Raw genomic sequence first — 18,048 nt, forward strand, 5'->3', positions numbered from 1 at the left:
GAACATGGAGATTTTAAAGACAATGAATCTATTAAAATATTATGGGAAAGATGAGAATGAAGTAAGAGCCCTTGATGGAGTGAATTTATCAATCATGAAGGGAAGTTTTACGGCAATAGTAGGAACTTCAGGAAGTGGTAAGTCAACTCTATTACATATGCTAGGCGGTTTGGATCGTCCGACTAGCGGAAGTGTGATCGTAGACGGGAAAGAGATTTTTAGATTGAAAGATGAAGAACTAACAATCTTTCGTAGAAGAAAGATTGGATTTATCTTTCAGAATTACAACTTAGTACCTGTGTTAAATGTATATGAAAACATTGTTTTACCAATTGAATTAGATGGAAACAAAGTTGATGAGTCGTATGTGAATGATATTATCAAGACATTAGGACTAGAGAAGAAACTAAATAGTCTTCCTAATAATCTATCTGGAGGACAGCAACAAAGAGTTGCAATAGCAAGAGCGCTTGCCTCAAAACCGGCAATTATTCTAGCGGATGAACCAACGGGTAACTTAGATAGCAAGACCAGTATGGATGTTATGGGGTTGTTAAAAGTTACATCAGCCAAATTCAAGCAAACCATTGTTATGATTACCCATAACGAGGAAATCTCACAGTTAGCCGATTGTATTATCCGAATCGAAGATGGTAAAATTGTCGGAGGTGAGCAGGCATGTACAAGGTAAGGAATCAAAAAGTAGTACGAAGACTATCTTTTCGCTCATTTACAGCAAGTCGTACCAGAAATATGGTGGCTATATTAGCGATAGCATTAACAACGATTCTGTTTACAACTTTATTCACCGTTATAATCTCTCTAAATTATACATCACAACAACAGACGATGCGTATGGTAGGGGGCTATTCTCACGGTGGATTTAAGTATCTTACGTTTGAACAGGTAGAACAGCTGTCAAAACATCCATTAGTGAAAGAATTCGGTTATAGTGTGATGTTAGCAATGCCAGATAAAGAGCCTTTCACAAAGAGACAAGTTGAGATGCGTTATGGCACAGATACAGCAGCCAAGATGTACTTTTGTAATCCTACAACTGGAAGAATGCCAAGAGAAAAAAAGGAAATAGCCATGGATACCGCTGTCCTTGATCTGCTCGGTGTACCTTATAAGGTAGGCGAAGAGATTACGCTACCTTATACATTCGAAGGCAAAGCGGTAGTGGATACTTTCACGTTAAGTGGGTATTGGGAGTCTGATCCAGTAGCAAGGGCAAGTGAAGTATGGCTATCAAAGGAATATGTTTTAGAGAAATTAGATGGATATAATCCTTCTCTAGATAACAATATGTTTGGTACGTGGTCGCTTGATATAATGTTTGCTAATTCAAAACATATCGAGAAAAGTCTTCAAACGATTGCCCAAGATAATGGATATACAATAGACGATAGTTCTACCGATAATTTTTTGGATTATGGCGTGAACTGGGCGTATACATCAACTCATTATGAGAATGGTGAACAAATGAAGATGACCATAGCTCTAATAGCAGGCCTAGGATTTATTATTTTTGTTGGTTATCTGATAATCTATAATATATTTGGAATCTCGGTTATGAATGATATGCATTTCTACGGATTGTTGAAAACAATTGGAACAACGAAGAGGCAAATCAAAAGAATTATTCGATATCAGGGGCTTATGCTTTCCGTTATCGGTATACCAATTGGACTGTGTTTCGGATACGTACTGGGTAATTCGTTTGTTAAGATAATGGTGTCAAGTTTATCGAATAAGACGACGTATGTTACCTTTAATTCATGGATATTCATTGGTTCTTCCTTTTTCGCATTACTAACTGTAATGATTAGCTGTAGTAAACCGGGAAAAATGGCGGCGAAAGTATCACCGATTGAAGCGGTGAGATATTCAGAAGGAAACCAAAACAGTAATAAAAGAATGAAGAAGGAGAAGAAGGGAAAGCACGGGGCTCGAATTTATCGAATGGCAATTGCGAACGTAAGAAGGAACAAAGGTAAGACAACATTAGTCATTGTTTCTTTGACATTGAGTTTGGTTCTATTCAATACCATCTTTTCTTTTACAAAAGGCTTTAGTATGGATCGTTTGCTGGATCGATTCGTTATTTCGGATTATTTACTAGGTAGTGCGAAATATTTTCAAGCAAATCTTCGTAGTGATGATGATGGGGTTAGTGAAAGCTTTATTGAGGAAGTAGAGTCGAAGGGGTATACAACCAGAAGTGGACGTATTTATCAAAGTAATGGAATAGCACAAGCAAGATTTACACAAGATGAATTAGTAGAATATTGTGCAAGATGGGGTGGTTCTGAGTATGTGGAATATATTAAGAGTCTTTTTGCTTCAGGGGATAACGAGATGTTTTGGTATATTGACATATATGGATTAGATGATTATCCACTAGAGAAGATGACATTAGTCGAGGGAGATGTGTCAAAGATTGAAGATTCTGATACGAAGGGAATAATCCAAATTGTTGGTGAAGATGACTACGGAAATCCAGAAACAGAAACTATAATAAAAAATGTAGGCGAAAAGTTAATAATTCATTATGTTGATGAATTGGAATATGATGCAGACAACAACTTAATTGAAAAGAGATCACATGATGTAGAGTATACAATTGTCGCAACTATGATGATGCCAAATGCCATGAGTACACGTAGTTATGGTAGCCCACAATTTGCCTTACCAAGTAATTCTTACCTAAAAGACGCTGGGAATTCCACGACAATGGCTTATATGCTTGATATTGATGATACCAAGATTAAGGAGATGGAAGAGTTCATAAGTAGCTATACGAAGAATGTTGAAAAGGATATGGACTATGAATCAAAGAAATACATGGAGGATGAATTCAGTAATTATAAGAATATGTTCTTACTTGTGGGTGGTGGTGTCACTGTTGTAATTACAATCATAGGAATTTTGAATTTTGTGAATACAATGATTACTAGTATCCAGACCAGAAAGAGGGAATTTGCAGTGTTGCAAAGTATTGGGATGACGGGAAAGCAACTCCGCATGATGGTAATGATAGAAGGACTATTCTATACGGGTGCAGCACTAATAGTAGCATGTATAATCGGAAGTATTGTTAATGTGGTAGTATTACAATCTTTCGAGAGTATGTTATGGTTTTATCAATATGAATATAGTATTGTAGCTATTGTAGCATTAGCACCGGTATTCATTCTGTTAGGTGTTGGTTTGCCGGCTATCGTATATAAGAGTATGGTGCGTAAGAGTTTAGTAGAACGCATGAGAACAACGGATTAGAAGAAACGCATATGAGGAGCTATTTTAAATAATAAAAAAATAAATATAAATAAAAATTGATAGTAAAAAACCAAATGCAAAGAAATGTATTTGGTTTTTTTACTATTTATGATAGCTTGATTAACAAACTGTGATACCAAATTACGTAAGAAAGGTATTATTTATATTTTGAATTATTTGTATTTTGACTGTCTTTATATGCATTCGTTGTTTTGCTTTCCGTATGACTGTTTTCAGTATAACCCGCTTCGGCAGCAGTTTTTTCTGTAACCTCACCTTTAACTGGACTATGAGGAATTACTTGGTCTTCTCTTAAACTATGATTGTTATTGATTGACATAAGATTCTCCTTTCGTATTAAATTTATATTTTACATACGTAGTATCTGTAAAAAACGATATTTTATTTAGTTAATTACGAAACTTTTAAAATGCAAAAAAACATAGATATTTTTGCATTTAAAAGTTTCGTAATTGACTAATATGCTTAAGAGCCAGAAGTGATTAATTAAATGGTTGGAGTTTTGCTGTAACAAATTATCAGGAGGGGTTGAATGTTTGCAACATTTATTCCTCTTTTTGTGTCGTTAATGTTATTTCTTAGGTTCTGTAACTATAACCTTACATTTGACTTTGGTACCATCTTCAGATGCATAGACGTAGGCAGTACCTTTCTTTAATGCTGTAATTGTACCATTATTGGTTACTTCTACAACATTAGAATTACTACAAGACCATACGGGAGTGTTTCCAGAGGACACTGTTGCATAGAGTTTGGTACTCTGATCAACTACTAACGATACTGTCGTTGTACTTAATTCAATGGTTGGAGAATTAACAATCACGGTACAAGTCTTTGTAACACCATCAATAGTAGCAGATATAAGGGCTGTTCCGTGCTTTATAGCAGTTACGCTACCTTTTTCATCAACAATAGCTACACTTTTCTTATTCGTTTTCCATTTGGGAGTTAGATTTGAAGATATTTTGGCACTTAGAAGATAGGTTTGGCCGCGATATAGAGATAGAGTTGTTTTATTCAAAGACACTTGCGGAGATTTGACTTTCACTTTGCAAGTCTCACTAGTACCATCAGCAGATATTGTAATAATGGCATCTCCAGGTTTCATACCAGTAACCAAACCGTTCTCATCAACGGTAGCGATACTTTTTTTATTAGCTTTATAGGTTACAGGAGCACCAGTTGAAGTACTTGATTTTAACAAAAAGGTTTCGCCATGCTCTAACGAGATGTTTGTTTCATTCAAGGTTATTGTGGTTTTGTTGACTGTTATCTTGCAACTCGATTCAGCACCTTTTATTTTGGCGGTTATTGTGACTTTGCCAGATTTTTTGGCAAGTACTTTTCCGTATGTATTAACAGATGCTATTTTTGAATCACTGCTTTTCCATGTAGGAAGCGCGCCTGTGGAAGTAAGTGCAACTAGATATATGCTATCACCAATTGCAAGAGTTTCATCATAATTTGTGAGTACTATAAAAGGATAGGTGCTAAGTGAAGTGGTTTTGGCATGAATACGTTGAGTTTTCGTATAAAAGAGTGTGCTAGTGAATAATGCGAGAAGTACAAGAATAATAAGAGATTGTTTTGTACGTGCAATACAAGATTTCTTTTTTGAATTTTTGTTTGATTGCATAGAAGTTCCTCCATTCTTAAATTTAAGATTCTTAAGTTACGAGTATAAAACTAAGATTCTAATAAAGTAAGAGGAATAAATGTTACGTAGAATACGTGTTGCAAACATAAGGTAAGTATATAACAGATTTGTAATTTTGACAAGTAATTGTGTTAAATTGTAAATAAACTAATAAGTTATCAAATAAGCACTACCAAGTTGTCCTGAATTTGAAATATTAAGATTCTTAGTATATAATGTCAATATAACGAAGAAGGGAAAGTATAATGGTGAGGAAAGTTAAGATTAGTAGAATTACGAGAGTAATTTGTACATATGGTTTGCTGACGAGTTTATCTACTTCAATACCATCACATGCTATGAATGGAACTTTAATTAATGTGGCATCAGAACATGTGAATTCAGAGGAAAATAATACTATAGACATTAGTACGCAAGAAGATAACAAGCAAGAAGACAATAACCAAGAAAATAATAACCAAGACAATAATGTGCCGGAAAATAATCCGGATTTAGATAATCCAGATGACAATAACACGGAAGAAGTAAAGGAACCGATATATAAGGCAGTTAAGGATACGATATATGTTAAGAAACAAAGCAGTGTTTATGAAGAGCCAGATACTAGCAGTAAGAAAATTGGTACAGCGACATTATATAAGAAGTATACAAGAGTAGGTATTGGTGAGAATGGTTACGATCAGATCGAATTCGACGGGGGTATTGCATATATTGCGTCAAGTAATGTTACAACGAAAAAACCATCTGTACCAACCGATATTGTGGATATAGAAGATAAGAAGTATGATTATAATGAGATGAAAAAGGACCTAGAACAGCTGAATGTATATTATCCAGATTATGTTACGGTGCAATCCATCGGTAAATCAAGTGATAATAGAGAAATCTATAGTGCGGTTTTAGGTAATCCAGATGCTAAGAAGCACATACTGATACAAGGAAGTATGCATGCAAGAGAGTATATTAATACGCAATTACTTATGTCACAACTGGAGTATTATCTAATTAGATACGAGAATGGGACATATAATGGAGTCTCATATAAGAAGATGTTTAATGAAGTAGCGGTTCATATTATTCCCATGGCAAATCCAGATGGTGTTACTTTAAGCCAGTATGGACTTAATGGAATTCAAGATAAAAAGTTGGCTATGTCACTAAAAGGTATGCAAAAATCAAGTAATTTTGCAAGATGGAAAGCGAATGCAAAAGGCGTTGATTTGAATAGGAACTTTTCTTTTGGCTGGACGAAGAAAGCTGGAGCGTCAAAAAGAGGAAGCATGAATTATGCTGGAGCTAAGGCTGAATCCGAAAAGGAAACGAAAGTCTTGGTAAAGTATACTAAAAGCATAAAAGGATTAAAGACTGTACTAAGTTATCACTCTATGGGGAATATTATCTATTGGAATTATGGACAAACAGGTAAATTGATGTCAAAGAGTAAAGAACTTGTAAATCTTGTAAAAGATATTACTGGTTATCGTTTAGTAACGCAAAGTAGTAAAAGTATTCCATACGGTGGCTATAGTGATTATGTAGTTAGAGAGCTTGGAATACCGGCTGTTACACTTGAGACAGGTATACTATATGCACCTGTTAACCATTCACAATTTGATACAATATGGAAACAGAACAAAACTATAATTCCTGCAGTTGTCTTGCAGGTTATAGAAGATAATTAATGATTTATTATACTGGAGGAAAAAATGCAAGTAAAGAATATTAACACGGAACAACTTATCAATTTATATGAAAATCATCTAGAACATGATTTTCCAAAGAGCGAATTGAAGTCATTATCAATGCTCCAATCCTATATGGAACAAGGAATCTATACAATCTATGGCTTGTATGAAGGAGAGGAATTATTAGCATATGCTATGTTTATGCATAATAAGGACAGTGGTTTTCAATTGTTAGATTATTTCGCAAGTAATCGTAAGTATAGAAGTAAAGGATATGGTTCAGCATTATTAGAGCTTCTTAAGAAGGAAGATACAATTTCAGAAGGCTACATTATTGAAGTAGAAACAGTACGAACAGCTAAGAATGAGGAAGAGAAGATACAAAGAACGCGAAGAATTGCCTTTTATGAGAAGAATGGTCTTAGAAAAACAGCAATACGGGCTAGCGTCTATGGTGTAGAATTTGACATATTATATCTACCTCTTCGCTGGGATGGAGATGACACACATCTATGTGAAGAACTAAAATCCTTATATCTACAGATGTTTGGTGAAGAAAGATATAGAGTTCATACTACAATCGAGTTGTTATAAAATTCTAATTATTAAGTTGCCAAACGTTTTCTCATGGGCTCTGAATAGTTACCAACAAATTCATACTATGGTTTGATGATTGGTTATGAGTATGTTATAATAGCTAAGAAAAGACTTAAGGAGGATGTTGGGATGGATAAATATCGAATTATTGTTAAGGGAATAGTAAAAAGTCTAGACAAATATCTTATTGTTGAAAAATGGTTTGATGATCGAATTCAAGATCCATATCAATGGGGATTTATAGATGGTGCAATCAATTTTGGCGAATCACCTGATCGTGCAGTTGTTCGAATTATCGCGGAAGATACAGGATTATGCGTTCAGATTGATCGCGTGCTATATACGTGGTCTTTTATGGCTGGGGATACGTGTACCATTGGTATTAGTTATCTATGTTTAACTGGTATGGAAGATGTATTATTGTCAGAAGAACTACATAATTATAGATGGATTACCAAAGATGAATTCGAACAGTATATTGATAATCAAGATGTTCTCAATGATATAGAGTGCGCTGGCTTAGAGTAGCTTGTTGTTAATATAGAAAGGTGGTTCCTTTGAAGACACTAATTAAGAATGGGTATGTAATTGACCCTGCGACAGATAAAGAAGAAATTTGCGATATTCTAATTGTAGATAATTGTATTGCCCAGATTGGACAGAAGATAACAAAAGAGGCCGACCAAATTATCGATGCAACTGATTGTTATGTTATGCCAGGATTTATTGATCTACATGTTCATCTAAGAGAACCAGGTTTTGAGTACAAAGAAACTATCGAATCTGGTGCATTAGCAGCAGCACATGGCGGTTTTACAAGTATTTGCCCAATGCCTAACACAAATCCTGTTATAGATAGTAAGGAGACGGTAGCTTATCTTAATGACAAATCTAAGAAAGAAGCAGTAGTTAATGTATTACCAGTTGGTGCTGTAACAATTGGACAAACTGGCAAGGAACTAGCAGATATTACTGGTATGGCTAAAGAAGGTATCGTTGCAATAAGTGAAGATGGTAAATCTGTAATGGATACTGCCTTATATAAGAAAGCCATGGCTATTGCAAAAGAAGAAGGAATCGTTGTACTTGCTCACTGCGAAGACAAGAGTCTCGTACAAGGCGGAGTTATGAATGCTGGTAAGAAGGCAAATGAGTTAGGAATGCCAGGAATTACGAATGCAGTTGAAGATGTCATTGCCGCTAGAGATATACTAATGGCAAAAGAAACTGGTGTTAAGTTACATCTATGCCATTGTTCTACAAAAGATAGTGCGTGGATGGTAGGGAAAGCGAAAGAACAAGGATTGCCAGTAACGGCCGAAGTTTGCCCACATCATTTTGCTTTGACGGATGAAGATATTGTGGAAGATGATGCAAATTATAAGATGAATCCACCATTAAGAAGTAAAGAAGATGTGCAAGCACTTAAAGAAGCATTACGTGACAATATTATTGATGTAATTGCAACCGATCATGCACCTCATAGTGAAGAAGAGAAGAAAAAATCTATAAAAGAAGCACCTTTTGGCATTGTTGGTTTAGAAACTGCTTTTGCATTAACAATGACGGAGCTTGTTAAGACTGGATATCTTACTCCAAGACAACTTGTTGAGAAGATGAGCTACAACCCAGCGAAAGTACTTGGAATTAACAAAGGAACATTAAAGGAAGGAGCAATTGCTGATATTGTAATTGCCAATCCAAATGAAGAATATACAATAGATACGAAAGATTTTGTTTCAAAAGGCAAGAATACACCATTCCAAGGCAAGAAAGTATATGGAAAGATTTTGTATACTCTAGTTGATGGTCAAGTTGTTTATCAAGCATAGGATAGGAAAGGGGAATTTTTAACCATGATTAACAAGTTAATTAACAGAATTGAAAACTTAGGAGCACCGATTGTAGTAGGTTTGGACCCGATGTTAGGGTACATACCGGAGTGTGTGAAAGCGAAAGCATTTGCTGAAAAAGGGGAAACCTTAGAAGGAGCAGCAGAAGCGATTTGGCAATTCAATAAAGCAATAGTTGATGCAACACATGATTTAATTCCAGCAGTAAAACCTCAGATTGCTATGTATGAACAATTTGGAATCGAAGGACTCAAAGTTTTCAAGCAAACCGTAGAGTACTGTAAAGAAAAAGGTCTTATTGTAATCGGAGATGTAAAACGTGGTGACATTGGTTCAACTTCAGAAGCATATGCTGTTGGTCATCTTGGAAAAGTTACAGTTGGACAAAACTCTTTCTATGGATTTGATGAAGATTTCGTTACAGTAAATCCATACCTAGGCTCAGATGGTATCGATCCGTTTATTAAAGTGTGTAAAGAAGAAAACAAAGGGTTATTCATTCTTGTTAAGACATCGAACAAATCAAGTGGAGAATTCCAAGATCAACTTGTTAATGGAAGACCACTTTATGAATTAGTTGGTGAGAAAGTTGCAAGCTGGGGAGAATCTCATATGGGAGATGCTTATAGCTACGTTGGAGCAGTAGTTGGCGCAACCTATCCAGAGATGGGCAAGATCTTACGTAAAATCATGCCTAAGACATATATCTTAGTTCCAGGTTATGGTGCTCAGGGTGGCAAAGCTGCTGATTTGGCTCCTTACTTTAATAAAGATGGATTAGGAGCGATCATCAATTCATCTCGTGGTATTATAGCTGCATACAAGCAACCTGGATATGAGAAATACGGTGAAGAGGCATACGCAGATGCATCGAGACAAGCAGTTATAGATATGATTACTGATATTAAATCAGCAATCTAAATTAAAATATGTAATCTCTAAAAAAATATCAATAAGATGAAGGCCTGTTTTAAGCGAGTAAGCTTGAAACAGGCCTTTTTCTCAGCAATAGCAAAAAGTAGCAATATTGTTTTGATAATGATTATCATTTTCTATATTGACGTATCAATATTCTTGTGTTAACATACTAAAACAGTTAGTTAATACTAACTATCACACAAAGTGAAACAGGAGATAGATATGATTAACAAAATGAAACGCATTCTGCTACATAGAATTTCATGGATTGTCGTACTGATAATATTATCCATAATTTCCATCATGATAGGTGTGAAAGATTTTAGTTTACGAGGTATATTCACTGGTAATGCTGATGACGTTAATCTTGTATTAATTAGTAGATTACCAAGACTGATAAGTATCATTGTAACTGGTGCAAGCTTAAGTGTGGCAGGATTAATTATGCAGACCATAACCAATAACAAATTTGTTTCTCCGTCTACTGCAGGTACAATGGAGTGGTGCAAGTTTGGGGTGATGATAGCCATATTGTTATTTGGTGGTAGAAGTTCTCTAGTTAAGATGGGAGTCGCTTTTATCTGTGCTCTATTTGGAACTTTATTATTTATGAAGTTACTTACAAAACTACAATTTACAAACGCTATTATAGTACCTTTAGTTGGTATGATGATGGGAAATGTTGTCGGCTCTATCACTAGTTTTTTCGCTTACAAATATGACATCATGCAAAATATGTCTTCATGGTTACAAGGAAATTTTTCTTTGATAATTAAAGGCAGATATGAATTGTTGTATATAGGAATACCATTCTTTATTATCGCCTATGTATATGCCAATAAATTTACCATTGCAGGTATGGGAGAAAGCTTCTCACAAAACCTAGGGCTTAATCATAAAAGGATAGTTATGGGTGGTATGGTAATTGTCGCTTTTATTACATCAACTGTTGTAGTAACAGTTGGAAGCATTCCTTTTTTAGGGTTAATTATTCCGAATATTGTCGCCATTTATAAGGGAGATAATATTAAAAACACTCTTTTTGATATTGCCATATTAGGTTCTATCTTTATATTGGTATGTGATATTTTAGGTAGAATAATTATTTACCCATATGAAGTCTCCATCAGTGTTGTAGTGAGTGTTGTGGGAAGTATCATATTCTTAGTAATACTGTTTTGGAGGAATAAGCATGCTAGATAAACTTACGGATAGGAAAAGAAAAACTAAATTAGCTATATTAATTTTAGTATTTATGACATTGTGTTTTGCAGCAATATTTCTTTTCGTGGGATTAACCGAAAAGAATATACATTTTTATTTGCCAAGACGTCTAGAAAGAGTAGGGGCAGTACTTTTGGTTAGTTATTGTATTGGCTCATCCTCGGTAGTGTTTCAAACTATAACCAATAATCGGATTTTAACTCCAAGTGTAATGGGACTAGATTCCTTATATATGTTTATTCAAACAGTTGTCGTATTTTTCTTTGGATCAAGGCAAATTGCAATGATGACAGGTCAAGTTAATTTCTTGATTTCTGTTGGTGCGATGGTGTTTGCATCTTGGGTACTCTTTTTCTTGCTGTTTAAAGGTGAAGGTAAAAATGTCTATTTTCTAGTACTTGCTGGTATGATACTTGGTAGTTTTTTTAGTGGTCTATCAACCTTTATGCAAGTTCTATTAGACCCAAACGAATTTTTGGTTCTGCAAGGTAAGATGTTTGCAAGCTTTAGTAATATTAACAACGATTTATTAGGATTATGTGTCTTGATTGTAGGTATTTGTATTCTAATTACAATAAAAGATTATTCCTCGCTTGATGTTCTATCCTTAGGCGTAGATCATGGAATTAATCTGGGGATATCCTATAAAGGTTTGGTACTAAGGAATTTAATGGTTATTTCTGTTTTGATATCCGTTTCAACAGTGCTTGTGGGACCGATTACCTTCTTAGGAATTCTACTCGTTAGTCTAGCAAGACAAATAGTACCTACCTATAAACACTCAATCTTAATAACTGTTTCAACCTTGTTAGGATGTCTTTCATTACTTGGTGGACTATTAATGATTGAACGTATCTTTAAGTATGAGACCACCATAAGTGTAGTAATTAATTTTGTTGGAGGAATATATTTTATATACTTAATGTTAAAGGAAAGTAAGAAGTAATAAAGAGCAGGTGAAAGTATGATTTCTATAAAAAATATCAGCAAAAAATACGGTGAGAAACATGTGGTAGATCATGTGGATTTAGATATCCCAAAGGGAAAGATTATTGCTTTTATAGGCAGTAATGGAGCTGGTAAAAGTACTTTAATATCAATTATCAGTCGTACATTAAGTAAAAATTCAGGCGAAGTATATATTGATGAAAAAGAATTAAAGGAATGGAAAAGTAAGGAGTTGTCAAAACGATTATCTATACTCAAACAATCGAATTATCTAAACATTCGATTAACGATCAAAGAATTAGTTAGCTTTGGAAGGTTTCCTTATTCCAATGGTAAATTAACGAAGGAAGATGAGAAGATAGTTGATGATGCAATTTCTTATATGAAATTAGAAGATTTACAAGATCGTTATCTTGACGAACTCAGTGGTGGTCAAAGACAAATGGCCTATATTGCAATGATTATTGCACAAGATACCGAGTATGTTTTCTTAGATGAACCGTTAAACAATCTGGATATGCGCCATTCTGTTCATATTATGAAAATCATAAGAAAATTAGTGGATGATTTGGGGAAGACCGTTATGGTGGTTATTCATGATATTAATTTTGTGTCTTGCTATGCAGATTATATTGTAGCAATGAAAGATGGAAAGATCGTGGAAGAGGGAGCAACTGAGAATATTCTAAAAAGTAATGTTCTAAAAGAAGTGTATGGAATGGATATCGGTATTCACCAAATTAATGGTAAGAATATTTGCTTATATTATGATTAATGTGTACTTTTTTAACTAACTTACACAAATTGCACATGTAGTCAGTACAGTGCTGATGTGTTCAGAGATTTTTTTCTATGAGTAGAGCAATTACCTACCCTAAATGAAGTCTTTATGTGGAAGTTAGAGAAACTTATTATAAATAACAATTATATGGAGGATATTATGAAAAAAATAGTAACTTTAGCGCTTGCATCAGTGCTATCAATCGCAATGCTAACAGGATGTGCAACAAAAGAAAATGGTACTACTACTACAAATGCAACAGAGGGAACCAATGCGGAATCTCCTACACAATCAAATGAAGATGAAGCTTCTAGTACAACAACTACAGAAACGACAGTAACAGATGCTAAGGGCAATAAAGTGACAGTTCCTGCAGATGTTAAGAAAGCTGTTGTTATGGATTATGGTATCTTAGACTCCATTCAGGCCTTAGAAATTGATGTTGAAGTCGCTATTCCATCGGGAGAAACTCCTTCTTTTCTTTCCGATTTTTCTGATTCTACTACAATAGGAAGTATTAAGGAACCAGATCTAGAAGCGATTTTTGATTTTGAACCAGATGTAATTTTCATCAGTGGAAGACAGGAAAGTTTTTATGATCAATTAAGTGAAATTGCTCCAACTATTTATGTATCGATAGATTCTGCTAAATACATGGAGGATTTTAAAAATAATACGAATATCGTTGCATCTATTTTCAATAAAGAAACAGAAGCTGATGAAGCAATAAAAGCCATTGAAGCGAAAGTTGAAGCAGCCAAGGCTGTATCTGCTAAAACAGATGATAAAGCACTAATTATCTTAACGAATGACGGAAGTATGAGTGCTTATGGAGCAGGTTCGAGATTCGGAATTATTCATGATTTATTAGGAGTAAAGGCAGCAGATGATACTATTGAAGTATCTACACATGGACAAGAAGTTAGTTATGAATATATATCACAAGTAAATCCAGATATTTTATTTGTAGTTGATAGAACTGTTATTGCTGGAGGTACTAATCTTGCAGCGACAACGTTAGATAATGAGTTAGTTAATGAAACAAGTGCAGCGACAAATAATAAAATTATTTCATTAGATCCAGATTTATGGTATTTATCAGGTGGTGGGTTGACATCGGTATCAGAGATGATAGATGAAGTAGTAGCTGCTATACAATAAGGGATATTAGATCTACTGCATCTATATTCTTTTAAACTAAAAATGTTTGAAGTATGTTTTAACACACTTCAAACATTTTTTTTAATCTTAATATATTTGAATATCTAATTATGCAAAATCCATTTCTTAACTATACATCCGATGAATCTTCTAATAAACTTTCTAATTGATCTGGTGTAAGACCTTCGGAATCAACTATAAGATTGTCTGAATCCGAAGACTCCGGTTTGGGATTAACCGAAGGAATATTTATATAGAAGCGTTTCTCATCTTGTTTAACTATGTAGGGTTCTTTCTCGTTGACACGATAAGATTTTAGTAAGTTACCACTTTCTAAACAAACGGTATTAGAGTTGCACAAGTCATAATTACTAGAGTATGGCATCTTATCGTACATACATAAATCGTCCATTAGGGTATTGTCAAATGGCTTGAGTTTAGTAGCTTTGTTTTGCTGTTCCAATCGTGTAGCCTCCTTATTTCTTTGTCGATGTCGCTATCGATCTTGTTAATGGTAGTTTTACAGCTACCACTATATTTATTAACAGTATACAACCTTTATATAATGAATTCAATGATTATTATTTACCCTTTTTTGTGCTTCAACGACTAGAATTGGCACGAAAGATAGAATAATAACCGCTATCCACTGCTTGGGATTAAGTGGAACTACTTTGAAGATATTTGCTAAAGGTTCCAACATAATAACGGCTGAAAGTAGTATGGAACAAACGATAAAAGATAACACATGTTTCATATTACTGAATATGCCAATCTTCAATATGGATTTATCGCTTCTCATGTTGAAGGAATGGAATAATTGTGACAAACTGAGTACAGCAAAAGCCATAGTACGACCTAAGGTTAAGGAATCCGGTGAACCACCAAGGTCGTATCGGTATCCAAGTATGAAAGCAGTTAAGGCTAAGGAGCCGATAAGAAGACCTTCAAACAGAATCTTGAATACAAGTCCATTCGCAAACATTCCGGTCTTGGGAGAGATCGGCTTATTGTTCATAATGTCTTTACTAGCGGGCTCAACGCCAAGAGATATTGCAGGCAAAGAGTCAGTAACTAAGTTTACCCACAAGAGTTGTACAGCGAGTAATGGTGATGGTAAGCCTAATAATATTGCAGCGAATATGGTAAGGATTTCCCCTATATTACTTGATAATAGGAAATGAATTGCCTTTCTAATATTCTGATAAATTCCACGACCTTCTTGAACGGCAGAGACAATCGTAGCAAAATTATCGTCTGTCAATATCATATCAGCAGCATTCTTAGCTACATCAGTACCACTTAGTCCCATTGCACAGCCAATATCAGCAGTTTTTAATGCAGGTGCATCATTAACACCGTCACCTGTCATTGCAACAACATTGTCATTTTTCTGAAACGCTTTAACAATTCTTACTTTGTGTTCTGGAGTTACTCTTGCAAATACACTATAGTCGTCAATATTATTACCAAGACTCTCATCAGACATGGCTGATATTTCAGCTCCAGTAATTGCTTTGTCATGACCTTCCATTATTCCTAGTTCCTTAGCAATTGCACAAGCGGTTGTGATATGATCGCCAGTAATCATGACTGGTTTTATACCAGCATGTTTACAAATGGAAACGGCTTCTTTGGCTTCTTCTCTAGGTGGATCAATCATACCGATTAAACCAGTGAATACCAGAGCACTTTCCGTAAGAGCAGTACCCTTTGGAACCGTTGAAGTTTCTTTATAAGCAACAGCAAGAACGCGAAGTGCTCGTTTTGCCATATCGCTATTGTATTTATTAATTATTGCCCGTTTGTTGTTTGTTAAAGGGGAGATCTTGCCTTTGTCATAGTAATGGGTACATTTAGATAGAAGTACATCGGGGGCACCTTTGGTTATGCAATAGATGTTATCGCTTTCCATCTTATTAACTGTAGTCATTAATTTTCTTGAAGAATCAAAAGGTATTTCTGATAGTCGTTTGTTATTTAGATCTAATTTAGCCTTGTTGATACCTACTTTACAAGCTGCAAGTATAATTGCATTTTCAGTTGGTTCTCCAGTTGCTGTTATCTCTTTTTTTGTAACTTTTAATGTTGAGTCATTACAAAGAGAGCCAAGAGTGAGAATGTGATGAGCCTCCTTCGACTCAAAGGCTTCTCTGCCACTAACAGAATAGACGTCAGTGACTGTCATTTTATTCTGTGTTAAGGTACCAGTTTTGTCGGAACAGATAACCGTTGCACTGCCTAACGTCTCAACAGCAGGTAATTTGCGGATTACAGCATTCTTCTTTGCCATACGGGAAACACCAAGAGATAGCATAATAGTGACAATTGCGGGAAGCCCTTCTGGGATCGCGGCTACTGCCAAGGATACACTAGTCATGAACATATCAAAAGGTGGACGGCCTTGTATCGTTCCTAATAGAAAGATTGCAAGACAAATGAGTAAAGCGACAATTCCTAATACTTTTCCGGTACTAGCTAAACGTTTCTGAAGTGGAGTATCGGGAGTATCATCTACCATAATCAGTTTTGCGATATGACCGACTTCGGTATGCATTCCTGTACCAGTTACAATTGCGCTACCTCGACCATAGGTTACAATACTAGTTGCGTATACGATATTCTTACGATCTGCTAAAGGTGTTTCTTCTGCATATGTTTTTTCCGCGTTTTTATCAATTGCATGGGATTCGCCAGTTAAAGCAGATTCATCAACTCGAAGGTTAATAGAGGTCAATAATCTAGCATCCGCTGGGACAAAATGTCCTGTTTCTAGATGAATGATATCACCTGGTACCAAATCCTTTGAGGCAATAACACTTTGATTGCCATCACGTAGTACGGTGGCAGTAGGTGCAGACATATTCTTCAGTGCTTCTAAGGATTTTTCGGCTTTTGTTTCTTGTAAAACTCCAAGTACTGCATTCAAGATTATAATAGTAAAGATGATGATAGGGTCGACAAAATCAGCATGACCTTCTAACAATGATATGACAAAGGATACAATAGCTGCAATAATTAGAATAGCTATCATAAAATCTTTAAACTGCGCAAAGAATTTGTATACGATACTCTTATTTTTCTTTGATTCTAAAACATTCTCTCCATACTCATGGATACGTTTGCCTGCTTCTTTGTTGGTGAGTCCTGAATCAATAGACGTATGTAGTACTTTAGCTGTATCCTGTGAGGATAGATTATGATAATTCATGTACAGACTCCTTATAAGGTTTTTTACTATATATATGCATGGACACAGAAATTATGAAAGATAGAAGTAGCCAGAATCCCTAGGTTTGCATACCTTGTTATTAGGGGCGTGTCTGTAAAGGCTTGTAGATTCCCCTTGAAAGGAGAGAAAAGAAATTGTTATTACAGATTATTGTGATATCAATCTCGTTAAGTATAGATGCACTTGGAATTGGAATTGCATACCCGCTACGTGGTGTTAAAATTGGAGCGTTAGCTAAGACGATGATTGGATTAATTTCCTGTGGAGTAATGTTCGTATCTATTCTAGTGGGAAAACAGATGACAAGGTATATACCAGCTGATGTGATGATGATTATAGGAACATCAATACTAGTATTAATGGGAGTAATCTATATTCGTAACAGTTTGTTTAGTGATGAAGATGCAAGTTACGATTTAGATGAGTCGAAGAAGATTGATTTGTTTGAAGCAGTTATCTTAGGATTTGCCCTATCTGCTGATTCTATAAGTGCAGGAATTGCAGTTGTTGCAATAGGAATGCAAAGTACATTTGTTCCTATTGTGGTTGGTTTGACACAAGTTGGATTTTTAACAATAGGGAATCTACTGATTGTAAAATTCTCTCGAATCAGGAAGTTGAATAGTAAGGTTTGTGGAGTATTTTCTGGAGCCTTATTAATATTAATAGCAATTTTACGATGTCTATGA

16 protein-coding genes are annotated in these 18,048 nt (G+C 35.1%); 12 read left to right on the forward strand and 4 right to left on the reverse strand.

What is annotated here, in order from left to right:
- Positions 1-4: 4 nt before the first annotated feature.
- Together BUB90_RS14190 and BUB90_RS14195 are read left to right on the forward strand one after the other, a co-directional pair.
- Complete coding sequence (locus BUB90_RS14190; protein ID WP_073288884.1) at positions 5-691, forward strand: ABC transporter ATP-binding protein; 687 nt, start codon at positions 5-7, stop codon at positions 689-691.
- Positions 679-3,282 carry an ABC transporter permease gene (locus tag BUB90_RS14195; protein WP_073288886.1) on the forward strand — a complete coding sequence of 868 codons (2,604 nt, stop codon included), beginning with the start codon at positions 679-681 and terminating at the stop codon, positions 3,280-3,282. The genes BUB90_RS14190 and BUB90_RS14195 overlap by 13 nt, the downstream gene beginning before the upstream one ends.
- Positions 3,283-3,439: 157 nt before the next feature.
- Here BUB90_RS14195 and BUB90_RS14200 read toward each other — a convergent pair whose 3' ends face one another.
- Positions 3,440-3,622, reverse strand: coding sequence for a hypothetical protein (locus BUB90_RS14200; RefSeq protein WP_073288888.1), 183 nt, complete (start codon positions 3,620-3,622; stop codon positions 3,440-3,442).
- Between the two features lie 252 nt (positions 3,623-3,874).
- On the reverse strand, positions 3,875-4,939 hold the full coding sequence (locus tag BUB90_RS14205; protein ID WP_073288891.1) for an Ig-like domain-containing protein: 1,065 nt from the start codon (positions 4,937-4,939) through the stop codon (positions 3,875-3,877).
- A gap of 266 nt (positions 4,940-5,205) precedes the next feature.
- Between BUB90_RS14205 and BUB90_RS14210 the strand changes: the two genes are divergently transcribed.
- The 9 genes from BUB90_RS14210 (at position 5,206) to BUB90_RS14250 (ending at position 14,127) form a co-directional block, all read left to right on the forward strand.
- Positions 5,206-6,642 (forward strand): M14 family metallopeptidase, encoded by a 1,437-nt coding sequence (locus tag BUB90_RS14210; protein WP_073288894.1) that lies wholly within the window; start codon positions 5,206-5,208, stop codon positions 6,640-6,642.
- Positions 6,643-6,666: 24 nt separating this feature from the next.
- Positions 6,667-7,239, forward strand: a complete 573-nt coding sequence (locus BUB90_RS14215; protein WP_073288895.1) for a GNAT family N-acetyltransferase — start codon at positions 6,667-6,669, stop codon at positions 7,237-7,239.
- A gap of 132 nt (positions 7,240-7,371) precedes the next feature.
- Positions 7,372-7,770 carry an NUDIX domain-containing protein gene (locus BUB90_RS14220; RefSeq protein ID WP_073288897.1) on the forward strand — a complete coding sequence of 133 codons (399 nt, stop codon included), beginning with the start codon at positions 7,372-7,374 and terminating at the stop codon, positions 7,768-7,770.
- 29 nt (positions 7,771-7,799) lie between these two features.
- Entirely contained in the window at positions 7,800-9,074 is a 1,275-nt protein-coding gene (locus BUB90_RS14225; RefSeq protein WP_073288899.1) for a dihydroorotase, read from the forward strand.
- 24 nt (positions 9,075-9,098) lie between these two features.
- The gene (pyrF, locus tag BUB90_RS14230) at positions 9,099-10,016 is read left to right on the forward strand and encodes an orotidine-5'-phosphate decarboxylase (RefSeq protein WP_073288901.1); all 918 of its coding nucleotides are present in this window, start codon (positions 9,099-9,101) and stop codon (positions 10,014-10,016) included.
- Positions 10,017-10,235: 219 nt separating this feature from the next.
- Entirely contained in the window at positions 10,236-11,216 is a 981-nt protein-coding gene (locus BUB90_RS14235; RefSeq protein ID WP_242952549.1) for an ABC transporter permease, read from the forward strand.
- The gene (locus BUB90_RS14240) at positions 11,206-12,183 is read left to right on the forward strand and encodes an iron chelate uptake ABC transporter family permease subunit (RefSeq protein ID WP_170865502.1); all 978 of its coding nucleotides are present in this window, start codon (positions 11,206-11,208) and stop codon (positions 12,181-12,183) included. The genes BUB90_RS14235 and BUB90_RS14240 overlap by 11 nt, the downstream gene beginning before the upstream one ends.
- 18 nt (positions 12,184-12,201) lie before the next feature.
- Positions 12,202-12,960: an iron ABC transporter ATP-binding protein gene (locus BUB90_RS14245; RefSeq protein WP_073288903.1), complete on the forward strand. Its 759-nt coding sequence runs from the start codon at positions 12,202-12,204 to the stop codon at positions 12,958-12,960.
- 165 nt (positions 12,961-13,125) lie between these two features.
- On the forward strand, positions 13,126-14,127 hold the full coding sequence (locus BUB90_RS14250; RefSeq protein WP_073289076.1) for a siderophore ABC transporter substrate-binding protein: 1,002 nt from the start codon (positions 13,126-13,128) through the stop codon (positions 14,125-14,127).
- A gap of 130 nt (positions 14,128-14,257) precedes the next feature.
- Here BUB90_RS14250 and BUB90_RS14255 read toward each other — a convergent pair whose 3' ends face one another.
- Both BUB90_RS14255 and BUB90_RS14260 read right to left on the reverse strand, forming a co-directional pair.
- Positions 14,258-14,590: a hypothetical protein gene (locus BUB90_RS14255; RefSeq protein ID WP_073288905.1), complete on the reverse strand. Its 333-nt coding sequence runs from the start codon at positions 14,588-14,590 to the stop codon at positions 14,258-14,260.
- Positions 14,591-14,698: 108 nt separating this feature from the next.
- On the reverse strand, positions 14,699-17,338 hold the full coding sequence (locus tag BUB90_RS14260) for a calcium-translocating P-type ATPase, SERCA-type (protein ID WP_073288908.1): 2,640 nt from the start codon (positions 17,336-17,338) through the stop codon (positions 14,699-14,701).
- Positions 17,339-17,493: 155 nt separating this feature from the next.
- Between BUB90_RS14260 and BUB90_RS14265 the strand changes: the two genes are divergently transcribed.
- Positions 17,494-18,048, forward strand: a complete 555-nt coding sequence (locus BUB90_RS14265) for a manganese efflux pump (RefSeq protein WP_073288910.1) — start codon at positions 17,494-17,496, stop codon at positions 18,046-18,048.

Origin of the sequence: Anaerosporobacter mobilis DSM 15930 (assembly GCF_900142955.1) — a bacterium.
Lineage (GTDB): Bacteria > Bacillota > Clostridia > Lachnospirales > Lachnospiraceae > Anaerosporobacter > Anaerosporobacter mobilis.

What these genes read in the sequence shown, in the direction of transcription:
- BUB90_RS14220 (WP_073288897.1), top strand. Translation starts at nt 7,372, where the DNA reads ATGGATAAATATCGAATTATTGTTAAGGGAATAGTAAAAAGTCTAGAC.
- BUB90_RS14205 (WP_073288891.1), bottom strand. Translation starts at nt 4,939, where the DNA reads ATGCAATCAAACAAAAATTCAAAAAAGAAATCTTGTATTGCACGTACA.
- BUB90_RS14200 (WP_073288888.1), bottom strand. Translation starts at nt 3,622, where the DNA reads ATGTCAATCAATAACAATCATAGTTTAAGAGAAGACCAAGTAATTCCT.
- pyrF (WP_073288901.1), top strand. Translation starts at nt 9,099, where the DNA reads ATGATTAACAAGTTAATTAACAGAATTGAAAACTTAGGAGCACCGATT.
- BUB90_RS14210 (WP_073288894.1), top strand. Translation starts at nt 5,206, where the DNA reads ATGGTGAGGAAAGTTAAGATTAGTAGAATTACGAGAGTAATTTGTACA.
- BUB90_RS14260 (WP_073288908.1), bottom strand. Translation starts at nt 17,338, where the DNA reads ATGAATTATCATAATCTATCCTCACAGGATACAGCTAAAGTACTACAT.
- BUB90_RS14190 (WP_073288884.1), top strand. Translation starts at nt 5, where the DNA reads ATGGAGATTTTAAAGACAATGAATCTATTAAAATATTATGGGAAAGAT.
- BUB90_RS14245 (WP_073288903.1), top strand. Translation starts at nt 12,202, where the DNA reads ATGATTTCTATAAAAAATATCAGCAAAAAATACGGTGAGAAACATGTG.
- BUB90_RS14215 (WP_073288895.1), top strand. Translation starts at nt 6,667, where the DNA reads ATGCAAGTAAAGAATATTAACACGGAACAACTTATCAATTTATATGAA.
- BUB90_RS14240 (WP_170865502.1), top strand. Translation starts at nt 11,206, where the DNA reads ATGCTAGATAAACTTACGGATAGGAAAAGAAAAACTAAATTAGCTATA.
- BUB90_RS14250 (WP_073289076.1), top strand. Translation starts at nt 13,126, where the DNA reads ATGAAAAAAATAGTAACTTTAGCGCTTGCATCAGTGCTATCAATCGCA.
- BUB90_RS14235 (WP_242952549.1), top strand. Translation starts at nt 10,236, where the DNA reads ATGATTAACAAAATGAAACGCATTCTGCTACATAGAATTTCATGGATT.
- BUB90_RS14195 (WP_073288886.1), top strand. Translation starts at nt 679, where the DNA reads ATGTACAAGGTAAGGAATCAAAAAGTAGTACGAAGACTATCTTTTCGC.